The sequence below is a fragment of the Dokdonia sp. Dokd-P16 genome (assembly GCF_003095655.1).
In the GTDB taxonomy this organism is placed as follows: domain Bacteria; phylum Bacteroidota; class Bacteroidia; order Flavobacteriales; family Flavobacteriaceae; genus Dokdonia.
Genome location: NZ_CP029151.1, coordinates 872,618 through 895,611, shown reverse-complemented (window position 1 = coordinate 895,611; position 22,994 = coordinate 872,618). Strand labels below are relative to the sequence as shown.

General features: G+C 37.5%; 19 protein-coding genes. 17 read left to right on the top strand and 2 right to left on the bottom strand.

Annotated elements, in window-relative coordinates:
- Positions 1 to 112: 112 nt before the first annotated feature.
- The 8 genes from ruvA (at position 113) to DCS32_RS04050 (ending at position 13,524) form a co-directional block, all read left to right on the top strand.
- Positions 113 to 694 carry a Holliday junction branch migration protein RuvA gene (gene ruvA / locus DCS32_RS04085; protein WP_108877111.1) on the top strand — a complete coding sequence of 194 codons (582 nt, stop codon included), beginning with the start codon at positions 113 to 115 and terminating at the stop codon, positions 692 to 694.
- 7 nt (positions 695 to 701) lie between these two features.
- Positions 702 to 8,174, top strand: a complete 7,473-nt coding sequence (gene sprA / locus DCS32_RS04080) for a cell surface protein SprA (RefSeq protein ID WP_108877110.1) — start codon at positions 702 to 704, stop codon at positions 8,172 to 8,174.
- A 104-nt stretch (positions 8,175 to 8,278) separates the two neighbouring features.
- Positions 8,279 to 8,659, top strand: a complete 381-nt coding sequence (gene gcvH, locus DCS32_RS04075; RefSeq protein WP_108877109.1) for a glycine cleavage system protein GcvH — start codon at positions 8,279 to 8,281, stop codon at positions 8,657 to 8,659.
- Positions 8,652 to 9,041 (top strand): VanZ family protein, encoded by a 390-nt coding sequence (locus tag DCS32_RS04070; RefSeq protein WP_108877108.1) that lies wholly within the window; start codon positions 8,652 to 8,654, stop codon positions 9,039 to 9,041. The genes gcvH and DCS32_RS04070 overlap by 8 nt, the downstream gene beginning before the upstream one ends.
- Before the next feature lie 59 nt (positions 9,042 to 9,100).
- Complete coding sequence (locus DCS32_RS04065) at positions 9,101 to 9,829, top strand: energy transducer TonB (protein ID WP_108877107.1); 729 nt, start codon at positions 9,101 to 9,103, stop codon at positions 9,827 to 9,829.
- 160 nt (positions 9,830 to 9,989) lie between these two features.
- Positions 9,990 to 10,781, top strand: coding sequence for an energy transducer TonB (locus DCS32_RS04060; protein WP_162533591.1), 792 nt, complete (start codon positions 9,990 to 9,992; stop codon positions 10,779 to 10,781).
- A 99-nt stretch (positions 10,782 to 10,880) separates the two neighbouring features.
- The gene (locus tag DCS32_RS04055; RefSeq protein ID WP_108877105.1) at positions 10,881 to 13,010 is read left to right on the top strand and encodes a gliding motility protein RemB; all 2,130 of its coding nucleotides are present in this window, start codon (positions 10,881 to 10,883) and stop codon (positions 13,008 to 13,010) included.
- 97 nt (positions 13,011 to 13,107) lie between these two features.
- The gene (locus DCS32_RS04050; protein ID WP_162533590.1) at positions 13,108 to 13,524 is read left to right on the top strand and encodes a hypothetical protein; all 417 of its coding nucleotides are present in this window, start codon (positions 13,108 to 13,110) and stop codon (positions 13,522 to 13,524) included.
- Here the strand turns inward: DCS32_RS04050 and DCS32_RS04045 are convergent.
- Both DCS32_RS04045 and DCS32_RS04040 read right to left on the bottom strand, forming a co-directional pair.
- Positions 13,521 to 13,895, bottom strand: coding sequence for a glyoxalase (locus DCS32_RS04045; RefSeq protein ID WP_108877103.1), 375 nt, complete (start codon positions 13,893 to 13,895; stop codon positions 13,521 to 13,523). The genes DCS32_RS04050 and DCS32_RS04045 overlap by 4 nt on opposite strands.
- Positions 13,896 to 13,906: 11 nt before the next feature.
- Positions 13,907 to 14,779 carry an MBL fold metallo-hydrolase gene (locus DCS32_RS04040; protein WP_108877102.1) on the bottom strand — a complete coding sequence of 291 codons (873 nt, stop codon included), beginning with the start codon at positions 14,777 to 14,779 and terminating at the stop codon, positions 13,907 to 13,909.
- A gap of 219 nt (positions 14,780 to 14,998) precedes the next feature.
- Here DCS32_RS04040 and cyoE point away from each other — a divergent pair, with 219 nt between their 5' ends.
- The 9 genes from cyoE (at position 14,999) to DCS32_RS03995 (ending at position 22,958) form a co-directional block, all read left to right on the top strand.
- Positions 14,999 to 15,826 (top strand): heme o synthase, encoded by an 828-nt coding sequence (gene cyoE, locus DCS32_RS04035; protein WP_239057560.1) that lies wholly within the window; start codon positions 14,999 to 15,001, stop codon positions 15,824 to 15,826.
- On the top strand, positions 15,827 to 16,408 hold the full coding sequence (locus DCS32_RS04030; RefSeq protein ID WP_108877100.1) for a heme-copper oxidase subunit III: 582 nt from the start codon (positions 15,827 to 15,829) through the stop codon (positions 16,406 to 16,408).
- Positions 16,409 to 16,528: 120 nt separating this feature from the next.
- Positions 16,529 to 17,506, top strand: coding sequence for a cytochrome c oxidase subunit 3 (locus tag DCS32_RS04025; protein WP_108877099.1), 978 nt, complete (start codon positions 16,529 to 16,531; stop codon positions 17,504 to 17,506).
- Between the two features lie 25 nt (positions 17,507 to 17,531).
- Positions 17,532 to 17,915, top strand: coding sequence for a cytochrome C oxidase subunit IV family protein (locus DCS32_RS04020; protein WP_108877098.1), 384 nt, complete (start codon positions 17,532 to 17,534; stop codon positions 17,913 to 17,915).
- A gap of 129 nt (positions 17,916 to 18,044) precedes the next feature.
- On the top strand, positions 18,045 to 18,728 hold the full coding sequence (locus DCS32_RS04015; RefSeq protein ID WP_108877097.1) for a hypothetical protein: 684 nt from the start codon (positions 18,045 to 18,047) through the stop codon (positions 18,726 to 18,728).
- 13 nt (positions 18,729 to 18,741) lie between these two features.
- Positions 18,742 to 19,476, top strand: coding sequence for an SCO family protein (locus tag DCS32_RS04010; protein ID WP_108877096.1), 735 nt, complete (start codon positions 18,742 to 18,744; stop codon positions 19,474 to 19,476).
- 3 nt (positions 19,477 to 19,479) lie between these two features.
- Positions 19,480 to 20,025 (top strand): DUF420 domain-containing protein, encoded by a 546-nt coding sequence (locus DCS32_RS04005; protein ID WP_108877095.1) that lies wholly within the window; start codon positions 19,480 to 19,482, stop codon positions 20,023 to 20,025.
- Positions 20,026 to 20,304, top strand: a complete 279-nt coding sequence (locus DCS32_RS04000; protein ID WP_204161799.1) for a hypothetical protein — start codon at positions 20,026 to 20,028, stop codon at positions 20,302 to 20,304.
- Between the two features lie 152 nt (positions 20,305 to 20,456).
- On the top strand, positions 20,457 to 22,958 hold the full coding sequence (locus tag DCS32_RS03995) for a TonB-dependent receptor domain-containing protein (RefSeq protein WP_108877094.1): 2,502 nt from the start codon (positions 20,457 to 20,459) through the stop codon (positions 22,956 to 22,958).
- The last annotated feature ends 36 nt before the right edge of the window (positions 22,959 to 22,994 follow it).

Here is a 22,994-nt window from a genome sequence, read left to right as displayed (position 1 = left end):
AATGAAATCACATGGTTTTGAGTGGTTTCATTTTCGCGAAAGCGTAACCATTAAAATTGGCAATCTCCTAGACATAATTTTCTTACATTTACGCTCCTTAATTATTTGTTAAATGATCACTCACTTAAGCGGAAGACTTATAGAAAAAAATCCAACTCACGTAGTACTAGACTGCAATGGAGTAGGGTATTTTATTAATATCTCATTGCACACTTTTGGGCAGCTAGGAGATAGCGAGGCTTTAAAGTTACACACCCATCTACAAGTTAAAGAAGATAGCCATACACTTTTTGGGTTTATGGAGGTGATGGAACGTGAGATTTTTAGATTACTACTGTCTGTTTCTGGGATAGGGGCAAGTACGGCAAGAACAATGTTGTCCTCGCTAGATCCTAATCAGATTAAACAAGCTATTGCATCAAATGATGTAGCAACCATACAAAGTATTAAGGGAATAGGAGCAAAAACAGCCCAGCGAGTAATACTCGACCTAAAGGATAAGATCCTGAAGGTGTACGATATGAGTAGCGAAAATGCTGTGCAAAGCAATACTAGCAAAGAAGAGGCGTTATCTGCTTTAGAGACATTAGGTTTTGCGCGTAAGCAAGCAGAAAAAGTCTGTACGGCTATTGTAAAAGAAAAGCCAGACGCAAGCGTAGAAACGATTATCAAGGAGGCATTAAAAAAACTGTAGGCATATTTTGAAGCAACACTATTATTTAAATGTACGTATAGCGATATTGTTTGTAGTTGGATTTTTCTTTCTAGGAAACTCCGTGGCAATGGCGCAGGAAGAAGAGGAGAATGCAGCATCTCAAGACTCTACAGCTACAACCTTCTCATTAGGTAGTCTTGTGTTGCCTAATCCTAATAGTATAGTCTCAAAATACACATATGATGCTATACTGGACAGGTATATATATACTGAGGAGCTAGGGAGTTTTAATATCACATATCCTCTCATTTTAACCCCAGCAGAGTATCAAAAAAGAGTGCGTGACGAGCAGATGCGTCAGTATTTTAGAGAGAAAGTTAGTGCAGTAGATGGTAGGTCTGATGAGGACGATACACGTAATAGCTTAGTAAAATCACTATATGTTGAGAATGATCTGTTTAAAAGTATTTTTGGTGGAGATAAGATAGAGTTTACACCTCAGGGATCTGTAGAGATGGATCTTGGGCTGTTATTTACAAAACAAGATAACCCGGCATTTTCACCGCGTAACCGTAGTAATTTTACCTTTGATTTTGATCAACGTATAAGCTTGAGCTTGCTAGGTCAAGTAGGTGAGCGTTTACAGATAACAGCAAATTACGATACGGAGTCTACCTTTAATTTCCAAAATCAAATTAAGCTAGAATACACTCCTACCGAGGATGATATAATCCAAAAAATTGAGGTAGGTAACATCTCAATGCCATTAAATAGTGCACTTATTCAAGGTTCACAGAGTTTGTTTGGTGTGAAAACTGAGTTGCAGTTTGGAAAGACGCGAGTAACGGCTGTGTTTTCTGAAAACCAGTCGCAACCTAGAACTGTAACTGCTGAGGGTGGTTCGACTGTGCAAGACTTTGAAGTACCTGCATTAGATTATGATGAAAACCGTCACTTCTTCTTAGCACATTACTTTAGAGATGCTTATAATGATGCTCTCAAAAATTACCCATTTATAGACAACAGAGGAGTCCAGGTAACTAGGGTAGAAGTTTGGATTACAAACAGACAAAACCAAACTACAAACGCACGAAATATAATTGCGATACAAGATATAGGAGAATCTAATCCTGCAAACATAGGCATCGATGCTGGAGCAAATCCAGGTTTTATCAATAACGCTGTAAATGCATTTCCAGATAACCGCAATAACGACTTCAACCCGCGTGGTATAAATGATCAGTCTGTGCAGTCTGTTCTTACACCTGCAATAAGAGACGTGGCGACGGCTAGTCAAGGTTTTGGCAACGTCACAGTGCAGGACGGAACTGACTACGTATTACTTGAAAATGCTAGACAATTACAAAGCTCCCAGTTTACATTATATCCAGCACTAGGTTATATATCTCTTAGTCAGCGATTAAATAATGATGAGGTGCTTGGGGTGGCCTTTCAATATACAGTAGGAGGTCAAGTGTATCAAGTAGGAGAATTTGCAAATGACGGTATTAATGCTACCGAGGGTAGTCGCCCAGATGCAGATGGAGATGGAAGACCAGATATTATTGATGCAGATTTTGGACAAGGTCGTCCAGATCAAGATGGCGATAACATTGCAGATAGTGCAGATGCAGATGTGAATGGTGATGGCATCTTAAACGGTCAAGATGTAAATGGTGATGGTATTTTAGATACTGTAATTCCTGCTGGACAAGCTGGAAGCCCGGTGAATCTTGTGGTTAAAATGCTTAAAAGTAACCTCACAAATGTACAAGAGCCTATATGGGACTTAATGATGAAAAACATCTATCCGCTAGGTGCTTTTCAATTAGAGCAAGAAGGATTTAGATTAAACATTGTATACTCAGATCCTTCTCCTATTAACTTCATAACTCCTGTAGGTGGAGCCCCTTTACCTACCTTGTTTGATGGTACTAATAACGATAACACCATGGATGAAGGTCAAGATCGTGGAGATCTTGAGAGTAATACCTTATTACGATTATTTAATCTTGACCGACTAACCACCTTTGGAGATCCGCAAGTAGGAGGGGATGGTTTCTTTGATTTTGTACCAGGCACAACAGTGCATGTGCAAAATGGAAGTATTGTATTTACAACTGTAGAGCCATTTGGAGAGACATTGTTTGATTTACTAAGCGTAAATGATGGTGCAGAAACCTATGAGAATACAGAAACTTACAACCCGCATCAAGACAAGTACGTTTATTCTTCATTATATCAGTCTACAAAAACAATAGCTAGAGATAATGCTGAGAAGAACAAATTCCTATTAAAAGGGCGTTATAAATCTGCTCAAGAGCAGGGTATTCCATTAGGAGCATTTAATGTACCACAGGGATCTGTGACAGTTACGGCAGGAGGAAGAAGGCTGGTAGAAGGGTTAGATTATACGGTAAATTATCAATTAGGGCGTGTTATTATTTTAGATAAATCTCTCGAAGCTTCTGGTATTCCTATTTCTGCGTCTGTAGAGAATAATGCAATTTTTGGGCAACAGAATAAACGTTTTACAGGAATTAATGTAGAACACCAGTTTAATGAGAATTTTATAGTAGGAGGTACATTCTTAAATCTTAATGAGCGACCGCTTACGCAAAAAGCAACCTATAGTTTTGAGCCTATTAATAACACCATCGTAGGTCTAAATGCAAGTTATTCTACAGAACTCCCTTTCTTAACAAGGTGGGTAAACAAACTTCCAAATATTGATACAGATGTAGTATCTAATCTTTCGGTGCGCGGTGAGGTAGCTTATTTAATTCCTGGGCAACCTAAAGGAACGGACTTTAATGGAGAGGCAACCTCTTATGTAGACGATTTTGAAGGTTCACAAACCTCTATAGATATTGGCGGAGCTTTACAGTGGAGTTTGTCATCTGCACCAGTAGGTTTTGGTGGAGAACTAGCAAACGGCGATCTCTCTACGGGATATAGAAGGGCAAAGTTTGCCTGGTATTCTATAGATCCTATCTTCTATAACAATCAGCGTCCTAGTGGTATTTCAGATGACGACTTGTCTCTCGCTGAAACTAGACGTGTTTTTAGGGATGAGATTTTCCCTCAACAAGATATTATTGCAGGTCAAACACAAGCGCTTTTTACGCTAGATTTAGCTTATTTCCCAGGAGAGCGCGGGCCTTATAACTTTAGTCCAGATGCAGCAGATGGAATGCTTTCTAATCCTCAGCAAAATTTTGGAGGAATTACAAGGCAGTTAACCTCGACAGACTTTGAACAAGCAAATGTGGAGTTTGTAGAATTCTGGTTGCTGGATCCGTTTTTTGGAGATGGTGATACAACAAACGCGGGAGGAAATCTTACACTCAACTTAGGTAGTATCTCTGAAGATATTCTTAAGGATGGAAGAAAGCAATATGAAAATGGACTTCCTAATGAGGGAGGAGATGAGTCAACTTCAGAAACGGTATGGGGTAAAGTGCCTACTAATCAATCTTTAGTCTATGCTTTTGATACAGAAGGCCAGCAGCGCACTAATCAAGATGTAGGTTATGATGGATTAAGCGATGTAGAGGAAGCAATGGAGTTTCCAAACTTTGCAGGACTTCCAGATCCAGCAGGTGATAACTACAATTATTTCTTAAACACTGAAGGTGGTGTAGTAGAAAGATATAGAGATTACAATAACAATCAGGGTAACTCTCCTGTAGAGGTAACACAGACTAATCGTGGTTCAACTACTTTTCCAGATGTTGAAGATGTAAACCGTGATAATACAATGAATACGGTAGATGCATATTTTGAATATGAATTACCTATTAATCCAGCATCTTTAAGTGTAGAAAACAATCCATTTGTGACCGATGTAAGAGAGCTTACTGTCACTACTCAAAATGGAAATCAGCTCCCTACAAGGTGGGTACAGTTTAGAGTGCCAATTAATCAAGCAACAAATGTAGTTGGAGGGATTAATGACTTTAGGTCTATACGTTTTATGCGTATGTACATGAGCGGATGGCAAGAAGATGTTGTACTTCGTTTTGGAACATTAGATTTAGTACGTGGTGATTTTAGAAGGTACTTACTAACGTTAGATCCTAATGAGAACACACAAATCAATGATGCCGATAACACACAGTTTGAAGTAGCTGCTGTTAATATAGAGGCTAACGAAACGAGACAGCCAGTTCCTTATGCATTACCTCCAGGGGTAGAGCGTGAGAGACTTAATAACAACAATAATAATATCAGGCAAAACGAGCAGTCTCTTTCATTAAGAGTTCAAAATCTTGAAGAGCAAGACGCAAGAGGAGTTTATAAATATTATAATCTCGATATGCGACAGTATAAAAATCTTAAGATGTTTATGCACGCAGAGCCTATTGTTGAGAATGGTCTTGATAATCAGAATCTAGTAGGTTTCATAAGAATGGGAACCGACCTTAATTCAAATTTTTATCAGATAGAATTACCACTACAGCCTACTGCATTTAATGTGTCTAACCAAGATAGAGATGCTATCTGGCCAGCGGCAAATGAGCTCGATCTTCCATTAGAATTACTACAGATTATTAAGTCAAAAGTTATTGCTGGAGATGTAGAGTCAGATCCAGATGATATCACGTATTTTGATCAAAACGGTGATCGTATTCTCAATCCAGAGTCTATGTGTTATGAAGAAGGTCAATTGCGCATAGGTATTCAAGGTCTTCCTAGTTTTGGTGACGTAAGAACATTAATGCTGGGTGTAAAAAATGGAAACCCTACGAGTAACCAAGCCATGGGTTGTTCTCCTGGAGAAATAGATGGAGAGGTTTGGTTCAATGAGCTACGCTTATCAGACCTTACTAATGATGGCGGATATGCTGGAGTACTAAGTGTAGATGGAAATATTGCAGACTTTGCAAATGTATCTGCAACGGGACGTTTAAGTACTGTAGGTTTTGGAAGTATAGAGCAAAATGCTGGTGAGCGCAGTCTAGAAGATGTAACGCAATATGATATCGTTACAAATCTTAATGCAGGTCAATTACTGCCAAAGAAGTGGGGATTACAGTTGCCGCTCAACTACGCAATAGGTGAGCAAAGCATTACACCTAAATTCAATCCACTTTATGAGGATGTTGAGTTAGATACCTCACTAGATAATGCAGCTAGTCAAGAAGAGAGAGACAACATAGAAGACTACTCTGTAGATTATACAAAACGCCAAAGTTTTAGTGCTATAGGAGTAAGAAAAGAGCGCACGGATACAGAGCGCAAGCCTATGCCTTACGATATTGAAAATCTTACTTTTTCATATTCTTATAACCAGACAGATCATAAGGATTTTGAGATAGAAGAATCTCGCGATCAAAACGTGAGATTAGGAGGTACTTATAACTATAGTTTTAACTCTAAACCTGTAGAACCATTTGCTAAAAATGATTCTCTATTTACAGGGAAGTACTATAAGTTTTTAAAAGATTTAAATTTCAATTACTTGCCGTCTAATATTGCTGTGCAATCTAATGTTGTGCGCCAGTATAATCAGCAAAAGTTTAGAGATGTATTTGCAAACGAAGATGATATTGCGGTACCGCGTTTATTTCAACGTAACTATTTGTTTGATTGGGGTTATTCGGTAGATTTTCCTATTACTAAAAGTCTGCGTCTTAATTATAATGTAAACCACAACCGTATTGTAAGAAATTATCTTGATAATGACGGTACGCCAGCTTTTCTAGATGATGCCGGTCAAGAGGTTGATGGATATGGTATTTATAATGGATTCTTTGATGTAGGTACGCCAGATACTCACTTTGGAGTATTACAGCTCAACTATGATTTACCGTTCGATAAGATTCCTTTTACAGAGTGGATTGCTGCTACCTATGCATATACTGCAAATTACAGATGGCAGAGAGGTTCACAACAATTTCAGGTCTTAGATAATATTCCAGAAATAGGAAATAGTGTGGAGAATACAAATACGCACGCTATTAATGGAACCTTTGACATGGAGAAGCTTTATAAATATGTAGGCTTAACAAAGAAAAAAAAACAGCGTGCTACTAGCACTAGACCTAGAGGATTGCCATCACCAGAAGATGATCGTAATAGCAAGATTGATAAATTAAAAGAGGACGCTTCAAGTGATGGAACCGCAAGTGGTCTAAGTACATCAGACAAGGCGCTTAATACAGGAGTAGGATTACTTACTGCGATAAAACGTGTGCAGCTCACCTATGAGGAGAGTAATGGTATCTATTTACCAGGGTATTTGCCGTCAGTTGGTTTTGCGGGAAGTTTAAGACCTACGCCAGGGTTTATTTTTGGAAGTCAGGCAGAAGTAAGAGAGCTTGCCGCGAGTAATGGATGGTTAACATTGTTTCAAGATTTTAACCAGCAGTATCGCGAGATAGAAAGTAGAGACCTTGCAATTCAAGCTAGAATAGGACTTCTTAAAGATCTAGATATAGACCTTAATTTAAATCGTGTTTTTCAAGAAAACTATCAAGAAAATTACCGAGTTAACCAGCAGAGTTTAGCATATCAATCATTAACAGGTAATAGTTTTGGTCGCTTTAATATATCTACGGTATTAATAGGTACTGCCTTTGCACAGAGCACATCTGAGTCTAGTAGTACATTTAATACGTTTAGAGAAAACAGGCTGGCAGTTGCAAATAGACTGGCAACAGAGTTTTACGGTACAAATACCTTTGAGGTAGATGCAGATGGATATCCAGAAGGTTTCGGGCGTACTAATCAAAAGGTGTTATTACCTGCTTTCCTAGCTGCATATAGCGGTAAGGATGTAAATAAAACAGACACCGGTTTTCTTAGAAGTATCCCATTACCTAACTGGAATATAAAGTATACCGGTTTAATGAACATAAAATGGTTTAAAGATAAGTTCAAGAGATTCTCAGTGCAGCACGGTTATACTGCCGGATATTCTGTAAATAATTACTTGACTAACCTTGCTTATAACAGGAATACAGATAGTGATCCTGCGACTGCACAACGTGATCAAGCGGGTAACTTTTTAAATCAAACGCTATTAAGTAATGTGACACTTACAGAACAGTTCACACCGCTAGTTCGTTTGGATTTTGAAATGAAAAATTCTGTAAAGATTCTTGCCGAAATTAAAAGAGATAGAGCATTAGGGTTAAGCTTTGATAACAACCTCTTAACCGAGATTAAGGGTAATGAGTATATATTAGGATTAGGATATCGTATTAAGGACCTTAGGTTTGTTACAAACTTTGGTGGTTCGCGTAGGGTTCTTAAAAGTGACCTCAACTTTAAGGCAGATTTCTCTCTTAGACAAAACGAAACTATCATCAGATATCTAGACATAGACAACAGCCAGACCACTGCTGGACAAGATATTTATGGACTTAGGTTTACAACAGATTATGCGTTGAGTAAAAATCTTACTGCGCTCTTCTTTTATGACCATACTTTTTCGACATTTGCAATATCAACAGCATTTCCGCAAACGACTATTAGGTCTGGATTTACATTGAGGTATAATTTTGGAAATTAATTATATGAGTTCGCTTTCGCGAAAACTTGAAAATAGTAAGCATTAATCTATTAAAAAGAATATTTTCGCGAAAGCGGAATTAAATCAAACTAATACAGACTAAGATGAATATACCAGCAGAGTTAAAATACACAAAAGATCACGAGTGGGTACGCATAGAAGGTGACGTAGCCGTAGTGGGAATTACAGATTTTGCACAAGGAGAACTAGGAGATATCGTTTACGTAGAAGTAGAGACTCTTGATGAAACACTTGATAGAGATGAGGTTTTTGGTACTGTAGAGGCCGTAAAGACCGTTTCTGATCTTTTCTTACCACTTTCTGGTGAGATTGTAGCTTTTAATGAAGGTCTAGAAGATGAGCCAGAAATCGTAAACAGCGATGCTTATGGAGCAGGATGGATGATTAAAATCAAATTTTCTGATGCTTCACAAGTTGAAGAGCTTTTAAGTGCAGATGCTTACAAAGAACTTATAGGTGGATAAGCTTATTGGTTTTACAGCAATAGCATATACCTGCGCATTAAGCATAGGATCGCTTGTTAAGCCTGTAAAACTAGATACTAATATTTCAAATATAGATAAGCTCCTACATTTAGGAGCTTATTTTGGTTTAGCTATACTGTGGCTGAGTTATTTTCATATCGTGAAAACCTCGGCAAGTCAGAAATGGGCAAAGCCAATTTTTTATATAGCAATTGCTTTAGCATTAGTGGTATATGGCATAGTGATTGAGTTATTACAAGGCAGTGCAACTACATACAGAACGCCTGATGTGTGGGATGTACTTGCAAATAGTATAGGTGTAATACTCGGAAGTTTCACATTTCTACTATTTTTTAAGAAATTTAAAGGGTTAAAATCGTAATTTTAGTTTCACAACTGAGATTTATTTTGCTATTTTAGCTCTCTACTAATACTTTAATTATGGAACCCAAGAAAAATCCCAAAGCAGACCTTCGCAAGAGAAGCATGCTGTTTTTTCAGCTAGGACTCATTGCAGTGCTTGCATTAACGTACATCACCATCGAGTGGAAGACTTATGATGATGTGGCTATTGATATTGGTCAGCTTGATCTTGATGATCTAGACGACGAAGAAATTCCAATCACGGAGTTGAATACTCCACCACCACCACCACCGCCACCACCGCCACCAGCGCCGGAAATCATTGAGGTAGTAGAGGATGAAGAAGAAATAGAAGAAACAATTATAGAATCTACAGAAACAGATGCCGAAGAGGAAATCGTAGAGGTAGAGGAAGTAGAGGTTGTAGAAGAAGAAGAGGAGATTGCAGATGTACCGTTTGCAGTTATTGAAAATGCGCCTATTTTTCCTGGTTGTGAGTCTATGACTAACAATAACGATCGTAAGAACTGTATGTCTGAAAAGGTGAGCAAGCTTGTAAACAAGAAGTTCAACACAGAGTTAGGTTCAGATCTAGGTCTTTCTGGAGTAAACAGAATCTTTGTTAGTTTTAAAATTGATAAAACTGGAAGAATTGTAAACATTAGATCTCGTGCACCACACCCACGTCTTGCATCAGAAGCAGAGCGTGTAATCAAGTTATTGCCTAAAATGACACCAGGTAAGCAACGTGGTAAGCCAGTAGGGGTTCTATACTCACTACCTATTACATTTAAAGTAGAAGACTAAGTCGTAAAGACTTTTTAAATATCAAAAAACCATCTCAGCAATGAGATGGTTTTTTTGTGTCTTATATCAAAAAAAAAGAGGTCGCCCTAAGGTGACCTCAATTTTGGCTTGCTTATTGATTCGTTTTAAGAATTGTTCAACATTTTTAAAACTATATCTTATGGAAAATTCCAAAGAAAGCACTGCTGTTCGCCAAAACAGCGTGTACAAATCAAGCCGCAAGCACGAGGCAAATTTACGAAGAAATCCCACGCTTCATTTTCAAATTGGGTTAATCTTAGCACTTCTAGCGTCCATCTTTTTTATCGAAATGCGTACTCCAGAAAAGAAACTTGCGATAGCAGTAGAGCGGGAAAACGTAGATCAAATCTTTACTCTTGACCAAGTGAAGGTAGAGCAACCTAAAAAGGAAGTTGTAAAAAAAGTGCAACTCCCAAAAGTAGAGGAGCCTAAGATTCTTGAGAACGTCCAGACAAAGGAAGATGATTCCAAATTCCTTGAAGATGATCTCAAGCCAACAGGTGCCACAGATGATCCTATAGTAGATCCACGTACTCCTATTTATGATGATACTGTAGACGATGAGCCAATTGCCAAAATCTTCTCTCTAGTGGAGACAGCTCCTCTGTATCCGGGTTGTGAAGGTTTAAGCTCAAATGATGAACGCAAGGATTGCATGAGTGCCAAGATTTCTAAGTTTGTATCTAAGAAGTTTAGAGCAGAAAGAGGTGAAGGTTTAGGGCTCTCTGGAGTAAATAGAATCTTTGTAACATTTAAAATTGATGCTTCTGGAAAAGTAGTGGATGTAAATGCCAAAGCTCCTCATCCAAAACTAGAAGAAGAGGCTTTGCGAGTTACAAAGTTGCTACCGGACATGACTGCTGGAAAACAAGCAGGTGAGAATGTTGCGGTTCTTTTTTCATTACCAATCTCATTTCAAATAGAAGATTAAATTATAAGAACATTTTTACTATAATCCCGTTGCCTCTCGCAACGGGATTTTTTGTGTATAAAACCCTATCTTTCGTGCGCAATTATTACGCCTACATCCATGCATAAATATGTATTTCTTTTGTTCGTTTTCGCTACTTGTAGTCTTACCGCTCAGGTAACCACTAGTGATTATGAAAAGTATCCCGTTTTTCCAGAATGTGCCGACTTGCCAGTGAGCGAAGTTGCGGCTTGTTTTAATGAAACTTTTATTTCTTTTATAATCGATAATCTTGAAGTCCCGGCAGAGGTTAATGAAGAGAATTACGATGGAAAGATGGTCATTTTATTTGAAGTTACTCGTGAGGGTGCTTTTAAGCTACTGTACACAGATGCCGTCTTTGCATCGCTTAAGACTTCGGCGAAAGATGTTTTTGATAAACTACCTGTAATTGATCCGGCTACATATAACGGTGAGCCTACCTATATGCAATTTACAATGCCTGTGCTATTGCCACTGTCACGTAATAAAATAGGTGAGATGAATAGTGGTGATATTAAAGGTGACGCTTTCGCGAAAGCAAAAAAAGAAACACCGCTTAAAAACCCAATGCAGGATGAATATGACCGTATTCAAAATCAAAAATTCAATCCAGCAAATGAGTATACCAGTCAGCTTAATATTCCTTTCTCGCATCAAGTTTATAGTAGGTTTGATCAAGAGTTAAACCTTGTGGGGACAAATGCGCATACGGCAAGTAAGCCTTACCTGTATCAAACTGTAAATCCATATTATAATTTTCAAGAAAAGACAGACGCACTCAAGAAAGAGAAGAAAACGTGGTTTGGGAGAAAATGGTCTAACGAGCACATGGTGCAAATACAAGGAGAGGATTACTGGATCACCCTAGACCCAGCAGCCGATTTGCAACTGGGATATGAAACTGATGAGTTGAAATCTGATAGTTTCACTTACAATAATACACGGGCGGTTTATATCCAAGGTGGATTAGGAAAGAAGCTCAACTTTTTTGCTGCTGTATATGAGAGTCAAGGACGCTTTCCTAGATACTTTGATGCTTTTGCTAGATCATTAAGACCAGATGGTGGTAACCCTGCAGTGGTGCCTGGCCGTGGGATTGCAAAAGAAGGAACAAATGGAGACTTAGATTATCCAGTAGCCGAAGGTTATATTTCATACACCCCTAGTAAGTATTTTAATATCCAGCTAGGTCACGGTAAGCAGTTTATAGGAGATGGTTATAGATCGTTATTGCTTAGTGATAATACGAGTTACTTTCCGTATTTAAAACTCAATACTACCTTTTGGAAATTTAAGTATACTAATACTTGGACATCATTGCGAGATATAAGACCAGAAACCACAGCAGATGGTGCTTTTAGAACAAAGTTCATGAGTAACCATTATCTAAGTTGGAACTTAAGTAAGAAACTTAACGTGGGTCTTTTTGAATCTGTAATATGGGAAGATGAAAATGGAAGAGGATTTGATTTTAACTTCTTAAATCCTGTGATTTTTTATCGTGCTATTGAGTTTTCTACAGGTTCTCGCGGTGGTAATGCGCTTATAGGACTAACCGGAAAGTATAAAGTGAATGATCGAGTAAATGTTTATGGTCAAGTCGTTATAGATGAGTTTTCGGCTAGTGATGTGATAGGCGGAAATCAAAGCTATAAAAACAAACAGAGCTTCCAGATAGGAGCAAAGTATTATGATGCCTTTGGGGTTAAGAATTTAATATTGCAAGGTGAGTACAACCAAGTGCGTCCATATGTGTATTCTAATAATGAGATCCAACTTAATTATGGACACGCAAACCAGTCGCTAGCACACCAATGGGGTGCAAACTTTAAAGAGTTAATAGGGATTGCTCGTTACGAAAGAGAGCGATGGTATGGAACTGCAAAACTTATTGTGGGAGCTCGTGGTGTTGAGATAGGAGATATCAATGAAGTGTACTATGGAGGAAGTATTTATGGCAATGATGAAAATAGACCTTCAGATGATGGGATTGCATTCTTTCAAGGGAATAAGGTTAATAGCCTCTATGCAGATCTCGAGCTAGGATATTTGATAAATCCTGCGACCAACTTAAAAGTATATGCAAACCCTATCTATCGCAATGTAACGGCAGATATCCAAGATGCTCCAAATACATTTGATACCAGCACGCTATGGCTCAATATAGGTTTTAGAACAGATTTGTTTAATTGGTATTATGATTATTAAAATCTAGCTAGCGTTGTTAAGTGATTGTGTAATATTTGCGGTTATGAAGTCGTTATAACTCTAGACAAGAAACTACTTCATCAATCACTAAAACGATATGTTATCTAGAATCACCATTTTGGGGATGATAGTGCTGTGTTTCTTATGTTCTTGTCAAGAAGAGAACTGTCAAAGCACGCAACGGAATCACATACTTGCTGCAAACTCATATAATAGTAAGGAATATCAAGCAGAGCTCTATCGCTTGATAAAGGAAAGCCCAGAAGTCGATTATTATTATGAAATGCGCGAAGAAATCTTTGGGCAACATTACCTTGTAGTTGCTGCTTATGGTAATGCATTCTGCGGGAAGTTATGTATGGTAATTTCAGAGGAAGATGCAAATCATATTGAAATAGATAAAACTAAAGGATATCAAGGTGCACAGCTAATTGGCTTAAAATACAACAAACAAAAAGCCGACTATGGTTGGTCGGCTTTGGTGTATGATTCTGTAGAGTATATTGTAAATTAAGACGGGTTATTTGTAAACGACCCAATGTGCCACAAGACTCCTGATGGGTCGTGTAAGAAAAACTCTCTTCCCCAATCATTCTCTACGATTTTTGAAATCTTAACGCCTTTAAATAACGAGGTCAAATCAAGAGACTCAAGGTGTGTGAGGTATTCATCTAGATGTAGCACTTCTAGAAACACCATCGCGTTGTTTATCCAGTCTTTTACATAAGCATCTTGCAAGTAGAACCCAAAGTCATGCATTGTGAATAGTGACATGTTATATGAGATGACTGTTTCCTTAAAACCAATTGAAGAGTAAAACCTTCGCGAAGAATCAAAGTCTGCAGCACCTATAAATGGTCTAATGGATTTAGTAATAGGAATCATAAGATGTATTATTATTTATTCTCTAGTATGCTTTTGTAAACAGTGCTTCTAAATTTTGGCCCAGTAATAAAGCTCTTTGCAGACGCTTCATCTGTAAGATATTCAGATGTGATTGTCTCCATTGCAGTAACGTCTTCAAGAGTTTTACCTGTCTCTATCGCTGCAGCAATTGCTGTATGAACACTTTCAAGCATGTCGTGGTATTTTTGATAGTCTTCTTTTGTTGCTAGATTTCCATGTCCAGGAATTATTTTAGTATCCTCATTGATAAGCATAAGTCCTTTCTTTGCTGCATCAATATCTCCTTGAATACTACCGCCACGATTAGTGTCTATGAAAGGGAAGTTGCCGTTAAAGAAGGTGTCTCCCGTATGTAGTACATTACTCTGAGCGAAATAAACAAGCGCATCTCCGTCCGTATGTGCATGATGAACGTGGGTTAAAAATACGTCATCATCATTTTGATAAAAAGTAGCATCTTCACTAAAAGTGATAACTGGGAGTCCAGCACTAGCTGTTTTCTCATCGGCTGCTAGTCTTTTACGTACATTATCATGAGCTACAATCATTGCTCCAGTGGCTTCAAAATTTGCATTTCCTCCAGTGTGGTCACCATGAAAGTGAGTGTTGACCAAGAAACTCACAGGCTGATCAGATATGGTTTTAATGGCAGTTGTGATTTTCTCGCTAAGAGGTGCAAACTGATCGTCTATCATAAAAACACCATCTTTTCCAGTAGAGATTCCTATGTTTCCACCAGCTCCTTGAAGCATATAGATGTGATCGGTGACTTTTTCAACAGTAATTTGTACATCGTCAAAACGTCCTTGTGCAGTAGTTGCAGCAGTTATTAGTGTGATGATAATGAGTGTAAAGTGTTTCATTTTTGAGTTTTTTTATAAAGGTAGTCGTATTGATGTAGTTACGCTTTCGCGAAAGCGTAATTTTAACAACCTATTATGCTTGTCGTTTTGTTGTACAGATTCCTTTTGGGCAGTATCTTTGCACCACTTAAAAAATTGCTAAACCTACTGTCTTTGAGCGACGTCGCTATACATACGAATACTTACTCTGCTTGGTACGATTTTAAAGAAATCACAAAGATGCGTTTATCTATAAGCGTTGTGTTTTCTAGTGTTGCGGGATATTTTCTTGGAGCCACAGAGATAGACTGGTTTGTTGTATTGCTGCTGGCTGTAGGAGGCTACTTTATGGTAGGCGCGTCAAACGCTTATAATCAGGTGCTAGAGAAAGATCTAGACGCCTTGATGGATCGGACAAAAAATAGGCCTGTAGCTTCAGGAAGGATGTCTAAGCAAAAGGCGCTCTTAATAGCAATCACATTTACAATTCTCGGTTTAGGTACATTGTATTACATAAACCCTCAGACAGCTATGTTTGGAGGAATTTCTATATTTATGTACGTACTGTTATATACGCCCTTAAAAACGAAAACCCCACTATCTGTTTTCGTAGGCGCATTTCCAGGAGCGATACCTTACATGTTAGGTTGGGTAGCTGCTACTAATGATTTTGGGATAGAGCCTGGAACGTTATTTATGATACAATTTTTCTGGCAGTTCCCTCATTTTTGGGCAATAGGGTGGTTTCTTTTTGATGACTATAAAAAAGGAGGCTTTGCTATGTTGCCTACGGGAAAACGTGATAAAGGAACTGCAGTTCAAATCGTGTTATACACGGTATGGACGGTACTTATCTCGCTTATACCTGCATTTGGGGTAACTGGAGATTTATTTTTAACACCTGTCTCTGCAATTATCGTAGGGGCGCTAGGATTATTTATGCTGTATTGGGCAATTAAATTGTACCAAAACAGAGATGCAAAAACAGCCAAACGACTAATGCTTTCAAGTGTGACTTACATCACACTACTTCAAATTGTTTTTGTAATAGATAAATTTTTAAGATAGATGGATTATACTCAAAGAGGTGAAAAGTTAAAACAAGATCGCGCCAAAAAGCAGATGTTGTGGTTTGGGATTATAAGTTTGTGTATGACATTTGCAGGACTTACGAGTGCATATATCGTAAGCATGGAACGTCGTGACTGGTTAGAAAACTATGATTTTCCGCAGGCGCTTATAGTTTCTACAGTATTAATTATAATAAGTAGTATCACGATACACCTTGCCAAAAATGCTATTATAAGCGGTAAAAATTCAATGGGAACTTTATTTTTGATGCTTACACTAGCACTAGGAATAGGATTTGTGGTTTCTCAGTTTGCAGGCTTTAGTGCGTTTCAAGAACAGGGTTATTATTTTACAGGAGCGTCTAGTAATATTACAACTACCTTTTTCTTTCTTATCATTGCTGTGCATATTGCCCACCTTATCGCTGGTTTTATATCTTTAATTACGGTAATTATCAATCATTTAAGAGGAAAATATTCTGCAGCCGAACATTTGGGATTAACACTAGGAGTAACGTTTTGGCACTTTTTAGATATTCTTTGGGTGTTTTTATTTGTGCTTTTATTTGTTACAAAGTAGTCTAGCGATACATTATTATATTGACACGTATCTAAAACGATTATAAATCGAGGGTTCAGTGTTGATATCTGAACATAAAATACTTATTTTTGCAACCATTAAATTAACCAATTCTTACGAATGGACACGACAGTGACAAACAACGACGCCGAGGGAGCAACTTGGGGTGGTGGTAATCAACCACTAAGAGCGAGCTACGGAAAACTAATGATGTGGTTTTTCATCTTATCAGATGCATTAACCTTTTCTGGCTTTCTAGCCGCATATGGTTTTTCTAGATTTAAATTTATTGATGCTTGGCCAATAGCTGACGAAGTATTTACACACGTACCTTTCATACACGGAAATTTCCCTATGATATACGTGGCGTTTATGACGTTTGTATTGATTATGTCTTCTGTAACTATGGTACTTGCTGTAGATGCAGGACACCACTTAAAGCATAAAAGTGTAGCATTCTACATGTTCCTTACCATCATAGGTGGTATCATCTTCGTGGGATCACAAGGATGGGAGTGGGCTACTTTTATTAAAGGTGATTACGGTGCAGTAGAAACAAAGGGAGGTAAGATTCTTCAGTTTGTTGATACAGATGGTAACCGTATGGCACTTGGTGATTTTGCAATTACGCAAGTGGGAGAGCGAGAGCAACACCTTAATAAAAATGGAGTTTGGTTTTCAGACGAGGCTGCACCTACTACATACTCAATTGAGGAAGTAAAAGCTGGTTTTGAAGCTACTCCTAATGCATTGATACGCATCCAGACACTTACAGAAAATGGAGAGAAGACGGTATTGTCACGAGAAGAGTCTCTTGCAAAACTATCTAGAGATGGAAAGCTCGTGGTAGAAGGAGCAAACCTTATTCATAATGAATATGGAGCACCACTTTTTGCAGATTTCTTTTTCTTTATTACTGGTTTCCACGGATTCCACGTATTTTCAGGTGTAATGATCAATATCATTATTTTCTTTAACGTAGTTCTTGGAACTTATGAGCGAAGAGGACACTATGAGATGGTTGAAAAGGTTGGTTTATACTGGCACTTTGTAGACCTTGTATGGGTATTTGTATTTACATTCTTCTACCTAGTTTAATTTACCTTTCAGACTATTATACATTATGGCACACGAACATAAACTTGCAATATTTAGAGGAACATTAAAGTTCAAGAATAACATTCAGAAAATCTGGGGAGTACTTATATTTCTTTCGATTATCACAGCTGTAGAAGTTGTTCTAGGTATTATAAAGCCAGAGTTTTTACTAGAAACAACCTTTATAAGGATGAAACTTCTTAACTGGATTTTCATTATCCTTACTATTGTAAAGGCATATTATATTACTTGGGATTTCATGCACATGCGTGACGAAGTTAAAGGATTACGCAGAGCAGTAGTTTGGACAGGTATCTTCCTTATTTGTTACTTAGTATTCATTTTACTTACAGAAGGTGATTATATCTTTGAAGTTTACAACACAGGATTCCAGAGTTGGGATTTCTAATAAATAATTAAAAGCGACTTTCGAGTCGCTTTTTTTATGTCTTGTAGTTACGCTTTCGCGAAAGCGTTATTTCATAAAAATTGAAACCAATTATAAGCTCGATTACTTCTTGAGATTTATCTTTGTAACATGAAAAAGAAAATCGTTCTTATATCGCTTTTTGTGCTGCCAGTGCTTATCTATCTCTTCTTTGCGTCTGGAGTTTACAACTTTGCAAATTTACCTTTGCTTACGCCAGAAGTAGCAGACATTAATAGGTATGCAGACCAAGAAATTACAACAGAAGCAACACCTGAAGCTCCACTTACATTTGATGATCATATTACTTTAGTTGGTTACCTAGGTGACGGACTTAAAGGAAATGAAGGCTATACGGCAAATTTGAATTTAATGATATTCAAATACTTTGAGCGTTATACAGATTTCCAATTGGTTTTATTTGTAAATGAAGGAAGTGAAGATGTGATAGATAATCTAAGAGCAGAATTGTCTCGTATTTTTGACACTTCAAAAATGCGCTTCATTGTAGCATCAAAGCAACAAACTCAAGAGCATTTTAATACACTAGGCACCTCACTTTCTATGATGAATGATGGCGGACATCCTAATGTGTTTGTGATAGATAAGGCAAGAGCGTTACGTTCTGGTCATGAGGAAAAGAAGGCAAATGTGTACGGCTATGATTTTACACAAGCGGTAGAAATGGGTTATCTTAAGGATGACGTAAAAATATTACTGGCAGAGTATAGGCTGGCACTTAAGAAGAATAATAACGCTAGTCCTAAGATTGAGCAACGCAGAGACAACAAGTAACAGCTATTAAGTCATGAGAAAAAATACATATATAGGAATAGCTGCCATTGTGCTCATTTTTGGGATCATTGTAATTCCAAAGATTTATAAACGCATAGCAAATGATGATGTATCCCGCGGTGGTAGAATGCATCAAGAAGGTGGCGAGAAAATCAATGATGCACCAGATGGGTTAATCTACATTAATCAAGGTGGCGTAGATAGAAAGGTGCCACCATTTTCATTTGTAAATCAAGATAATGATACCATTACAAATGCAGATTATAAAGGGAAAGTATACCTAGTAGAGTTTTTCTTTACAAGATGTACAGATATTTGCATCCCAATGAGTCATAATTTGATTGAAATATCAAAGAGATTTGAAGGACGCGATGATTTTGGGATTGCTTCTTTCTCTATAGATCCAGAACATGACCAGCCAGAGGTACTTAAAAAGTATCAAGAGGAATACGGAGTTACTAACCCTAACTGGAACTTTATGACTGGTGATCGTTCTGTTATTAGAAAGCTATCTAACGAAGGTTTTTATCTTGCTACAAATGAAGAAGAAGATGAGAGTGATTTATACCACTCGGGACTGTTTGCACTTATTGATCAAAATGGGTTCATTCGTTCTAGGTTAGATCCATATGGTAATGCCAAACCTTATTACAGAGGGTTTGTACCTATGAATGAAAATGTCCCAGAAGGAGGAGAAACGCCAGAGATAGATATACTTATTGAAGACATACAGAAATTACTTAAATAGATTATGAGTACACTCAACCCTACAGAGAAGAAATACAGAGTTTGGATCATTATTTTATCGGTAGTGATTCCTATAGCCGTTGCTATACTATTTGGTGTTAAGCTTAAGGATTACGGTATAGATGTAGAGCCACTTACATTCTTGCCTCCAGTTTACGCTACGATAAACGGACTTACAGCTATTGTATTAATACTAGCAGTACGCGCCATAAAAAATGGAAATCGCACTCTTCATGAACGTTTAATGAAAACCGCTATTGGGTTATCTGTATTGTTTTTATTGATGTATGTTGCTTATCACATGACATCAGACTCTACGAGTTTTGGAGGTGAAGGGCTTATCCGTTATGTGTATTTCTTCATTTTGATTACGCACATTGCACTTTCTATAATAATCATACCATTGGTATTGTTTACATATGTAAGAGCACTTGCAGAGCGTTTTGATAAGCACAGAAAACTAGCGCGTATTACTTTTCCTATATGGTTGTATGTTGCAATCACTGGCGTTGTTGTGTATTTAATGATCTCACCTTATTACATCCACTAGATGAAAAATCTTAAACAAGTACTAGTTGTAATGTTTTTCTGTTGCGCTTTCGCGAAAGCGGACTTAAATGCAACAGTGGCAGCATCTACTACTCAGTGCGCAATGTGTCGTGCCGTTCTAGAATCTGAAGAGGATAACAGTACTGCCAAAGGAATAAATAATGGAATAAAGTACCTTATGATAATTCCATATATCCTTGTGGGTGGTGTTTTCTACTTCGTTTATAAATCTAGAAAAAACGCTTCTATTGAGTCACAAGACGAACATATTGAATCCTAAAAAAAGTTTTTTTGATTACTTGCTGTCAATAGGTTCTTCTTTTAGTTTCTCTGGGGTTTAATGGTTTTTATTCTTTAACAAAACCTTAGGACAACCCGACTAAACCCATCCGTAATTTGCGTGTCTAATTTTAGAACCAAACTATCAAACGGATGAAACATTTTATTACCCTTTTATTACTGTCATTTTCTTTAGTTGCTGTTGCACAGCGACCTGGAGGGGATCGACCAGATGTTGTTATTACTGGTACAGTAATGGAGGCAGAGACTAATATACCTTTAGAGTATGCAACAGTATCATTTGCCACTGCAGATGGGAAAGTAGTAACAGGAGGAATCACAGACCCTTCTGGAAAGTACAGCATAGAAATACCAGCAGGTGTATATGATATCAAGTTTGAGTTTATCTCGTTTGAAACAAAAGTCCTAGCGGCTCAACGTCTTACTAAGGATACTACACTGCCTACACAAACACTAGCTATAGATTCTCAATCTCTTGATGAAGTGATTGTACGCGCAGAGACTACAGAAGTACAAGTGCGACTAGATAAAAAGATATATAACATAGGTAAAGATCTCACTACAAGTGGAGCTACTATAAGTGATGCACTTAGTAATGTGCCATCTGTTACGGTAGATGTAGATGGAGCAGTAGCACTTAGAGGAAACTCTAATGTGCGTATTTTAATTAACGGAAGACCATCTGCAATAGCCGGATTTGGATCTGTAGATGCACTAAGTCAGTTGCCAGCAGATGCTATTGAACGTGTAGAGGTGATTACATCACCATCTGCCAGATATGATGCAGAGGGTACGGCGGGTATACTTAACATTATACTTAGAAAAGAGAAAACATTAGGTATTAACGGTTCTATCCAGACTAATGTAGGTTATCCAGAAAGTTATGGGGTTACAGGAAATATAAACCTTAGAACAGATAAGTTTAATCTGTTTAATACAACTGGATATAGTAAACGTACTTCTCCAGGAAATGCTTCTGCCGAAAATCAATATTTTGCATCAGAAATAGGAGCAGATGGAGAACAATCTTTTACAAACGAAATAGATCGTATTTTAAGAGAGGATAGAGATTTTGATAGAAACCGTGGAGGATTTAATACGAACTTAGGTATTGAGTATTTTCTAACAGAAAAAACATCTGTAACCGCAAGTGGATTTTTAAGATTAGGAGATAACGATTCTGGTACAGATAACTTTACAAATGAGTTTACACCAGATAATGAATTGACAGTATCAAGAACTAGACTTGAGCGCGAGAATGAAGAGGACATGACCTATCAATTTTCCCTTAATTCTATTACAAAGTTTGATGAATCTGGCCATGAGCTTACGGCAGCTTTACAATATGCAAGAGATGAGGAAACAGAAACATCAATTATTACAGAGTTTAACTCTTTCCCAACTTTAGAAAATTTACCTACAGAAGCTATCACTCAGATTGAAAATCAAAAGGAGTACTTAGCGCAGGTAGACTATGTGCGTCCTATAGGAGAGACTGCCCAGTTTGAGATAGGTTATAGAGGAAACTTTGAGGAAACAGAGACAGATTACACACTGCTAGAGGAGGATGTTGCAGGTGGTACGTTTATTAGAGATAACGGACTTTCTAATATCTTTACTTATAAAGAAGATGTACATGCGTTTTATACACAGTATGGAGATAAATTTGGTGATTTTTCTTTCTTAGCAGGTCTTCGTTATGAAAATACAAGACAGCAAGGAACTGTAGATGCAGTGATTTCTGATGATAATCCCCTAGGTACTAATCTTGATTTTGATAACCAAACAGATGGTTTGTTTCCTACGTTAAATCTTACTTATGAGTTTAATGAGCGTGAGAATATCACCTTAGGCTATAACAGACGTATTAATAGGCCAAGAGGACGTTTTATTAATCCTTTCCCGTCGCGTTCAAGTGAAGCAAACATCTTTCAAGGTAATCCAGATCTTGTTCCATCATTTGCAAGTGCATATGATTTAGGATACTTAAAAAGATGGGATAAATTGACGTTAACTTCATCTGTGTACTACCAGTATGAAACAGATTCTTTTGAGCGTATTCAAGAAGATACAGGATTAGTCACTGCAAATGGAGTGCCTATTATTAGAACACTTCCTATTAACCTAAGTACAAACGAACGTTATGGAGCAGAGTTAGGTGTTCTATATAATCCTAATAAATGGTTACGATTAAACTTAAGTGCAAATGCATTCTTATTTGAAACAAATGGTTCTTTTAATGGTGTAGATTATGGTGCAAGTAACTTTAGCTTCTTTACAAGAGGAAGTGCAAAAGTGAGCTTGCCATATAAAATTGACTGGCAAACTAATATCTTTTACAGAGGTCCTAGTAATAATGCGCAAACAGATACAGAAGGGTTCTTATTTACAAACTTAGCTTTTAGCAAAGACATACTCAATGATAACGCTACACTCGCTTTAAATGTAAGCGATGTATTTAACTCAAGTAAACGACAATCATTTACAACTACAGACTCTTTTACAAGCGATAGTGAGTTCCAGTTTAGAGTTCGCTCGGTTAATCTAGCATTTACGTATAGATTTAATCAAAAGAAGAAGCGTGAGCGAGGTAGCCGAGGTGGTGGTGAAGGAGAAGATGATTTTGAAGGATAGACTTCTTTAGCTTTCGCGAAAGCGTAATTTCCCCAA

Bases quoted from the DNA above. Each gene is read 5' to 3' on its own strand.
- DCS32_RS04030 (WP_108877100.1), top strand. From the start codon at position 15,827: ATGGATTATACTCAAAGAGGTGAAAAGTTAAAACAAGATCGCGCCAAA.
- cyoE (WP_239057560.1), top strand. From the start codon at position 14,999: ATGCGTTTATCTATAAGCGTTGTGTTTTCTAGTGTTGCGGGATATTTT.
- DCS32_RS04055 (WP_108877105.1), top strand. From the start codon at position 10,881: ATGCATAAATATGTATTTCTTTTGTTCGTTTTCGCTACTTGTAGTCTT.
- DCS32_RS04050 (WP_162533590.1), top strand. From the start codon at position 13,108: ATGTTATCTAGAATCACCATTTTGGGGATGATAGTGCTGTGTTTCTTA.
- DCS32_RS04000 (WP_204161799.1), top strand. From the start codon at position 20,026: ATGAAAAATCTTAAACAAGTACTAGTTGTAATGTTTTTCTGTTGCGCT.
- DCS32_RS03995 (WP_108877094.1), top strand. From the start codon at position 20,457: ATGAAACATTTTATTACCCTTTTATTACTGTCATTTTCTTTAGTTGCT.
- DCS32_RS04015 (WP_108877097.1), top strand. From the start codon at position 18,045: ATGAAAAAGAAAATCGTTCTTATATCGCTTTTTGTGCTGCCAGTGCTT.
- gcvH (WP_108877109.1), top strand. From the start codon at position 8,279: ATGAATATACCAGCAGAGTTAAAATACACAAAAGATCACGAGTGGGTA.
- DCS32_RS04005 (WP_108877095.1), top strand. From the start codon at position 19,480: ATGAGTACACTCAACCCTACAGAGAAGAAATACAGAGTTTGGATCATT.
- DCS32_RS04020 (WP_108877098.1), top strand. From the start codon at position 17,532: ATGGCACACGAACATAAACTTGCAATATTTAGAGGAACATTAAAGTTC.
- DCS32_RS04010 (WP_108877096.1), top strand. From the start codon at position 18,742: ATGAGAAAAAATACATATATAGGAATAGCTGCCATTGTGCTCATTTTT.
- DCS32_RS04065 (WP_108877107.1), top strand. From the start codon at position 9,101: ATGGAACCCAAGAAAAATCCCAAAGCAGACCTTCGCAAGAGAAGCATG.
- DCS32_RS04060 (WP_162533591.1), top strand. From the start codon at position 9,990: ATGGAAAATTCCAAAGAAAGCACTGCTGTTCGCCAAAACAGCGTGTAC.
- ruvA (WP_108877111.1), top strand. From the start codon at position 113: ATGATCACTCACTTAAGCGGAAGACTTATAGAAAAAAATCCAACTCAC.
- DCS32_RS04040 (WP_108877102.1), bottom strand. From the start codon at position 14,779: ATGAAACACTTTACACTCATTATCATCACACTAATAACTGCTGCAACT.
- DCS32_RS04045 (WP_108877103.1), bottom strand. From the start codon at position 13,895: ATGATTCCTATTACTAAATCCATTAGACCATTTATAGGTGCTGCAGAC.
- DCS32_RS04025 (WP_108877099.1), top strand. From the start codon at position 16,529: ATGGACACGACAGTGACAAACAACGACGCCGAGGGAGCAACTTGGGGT.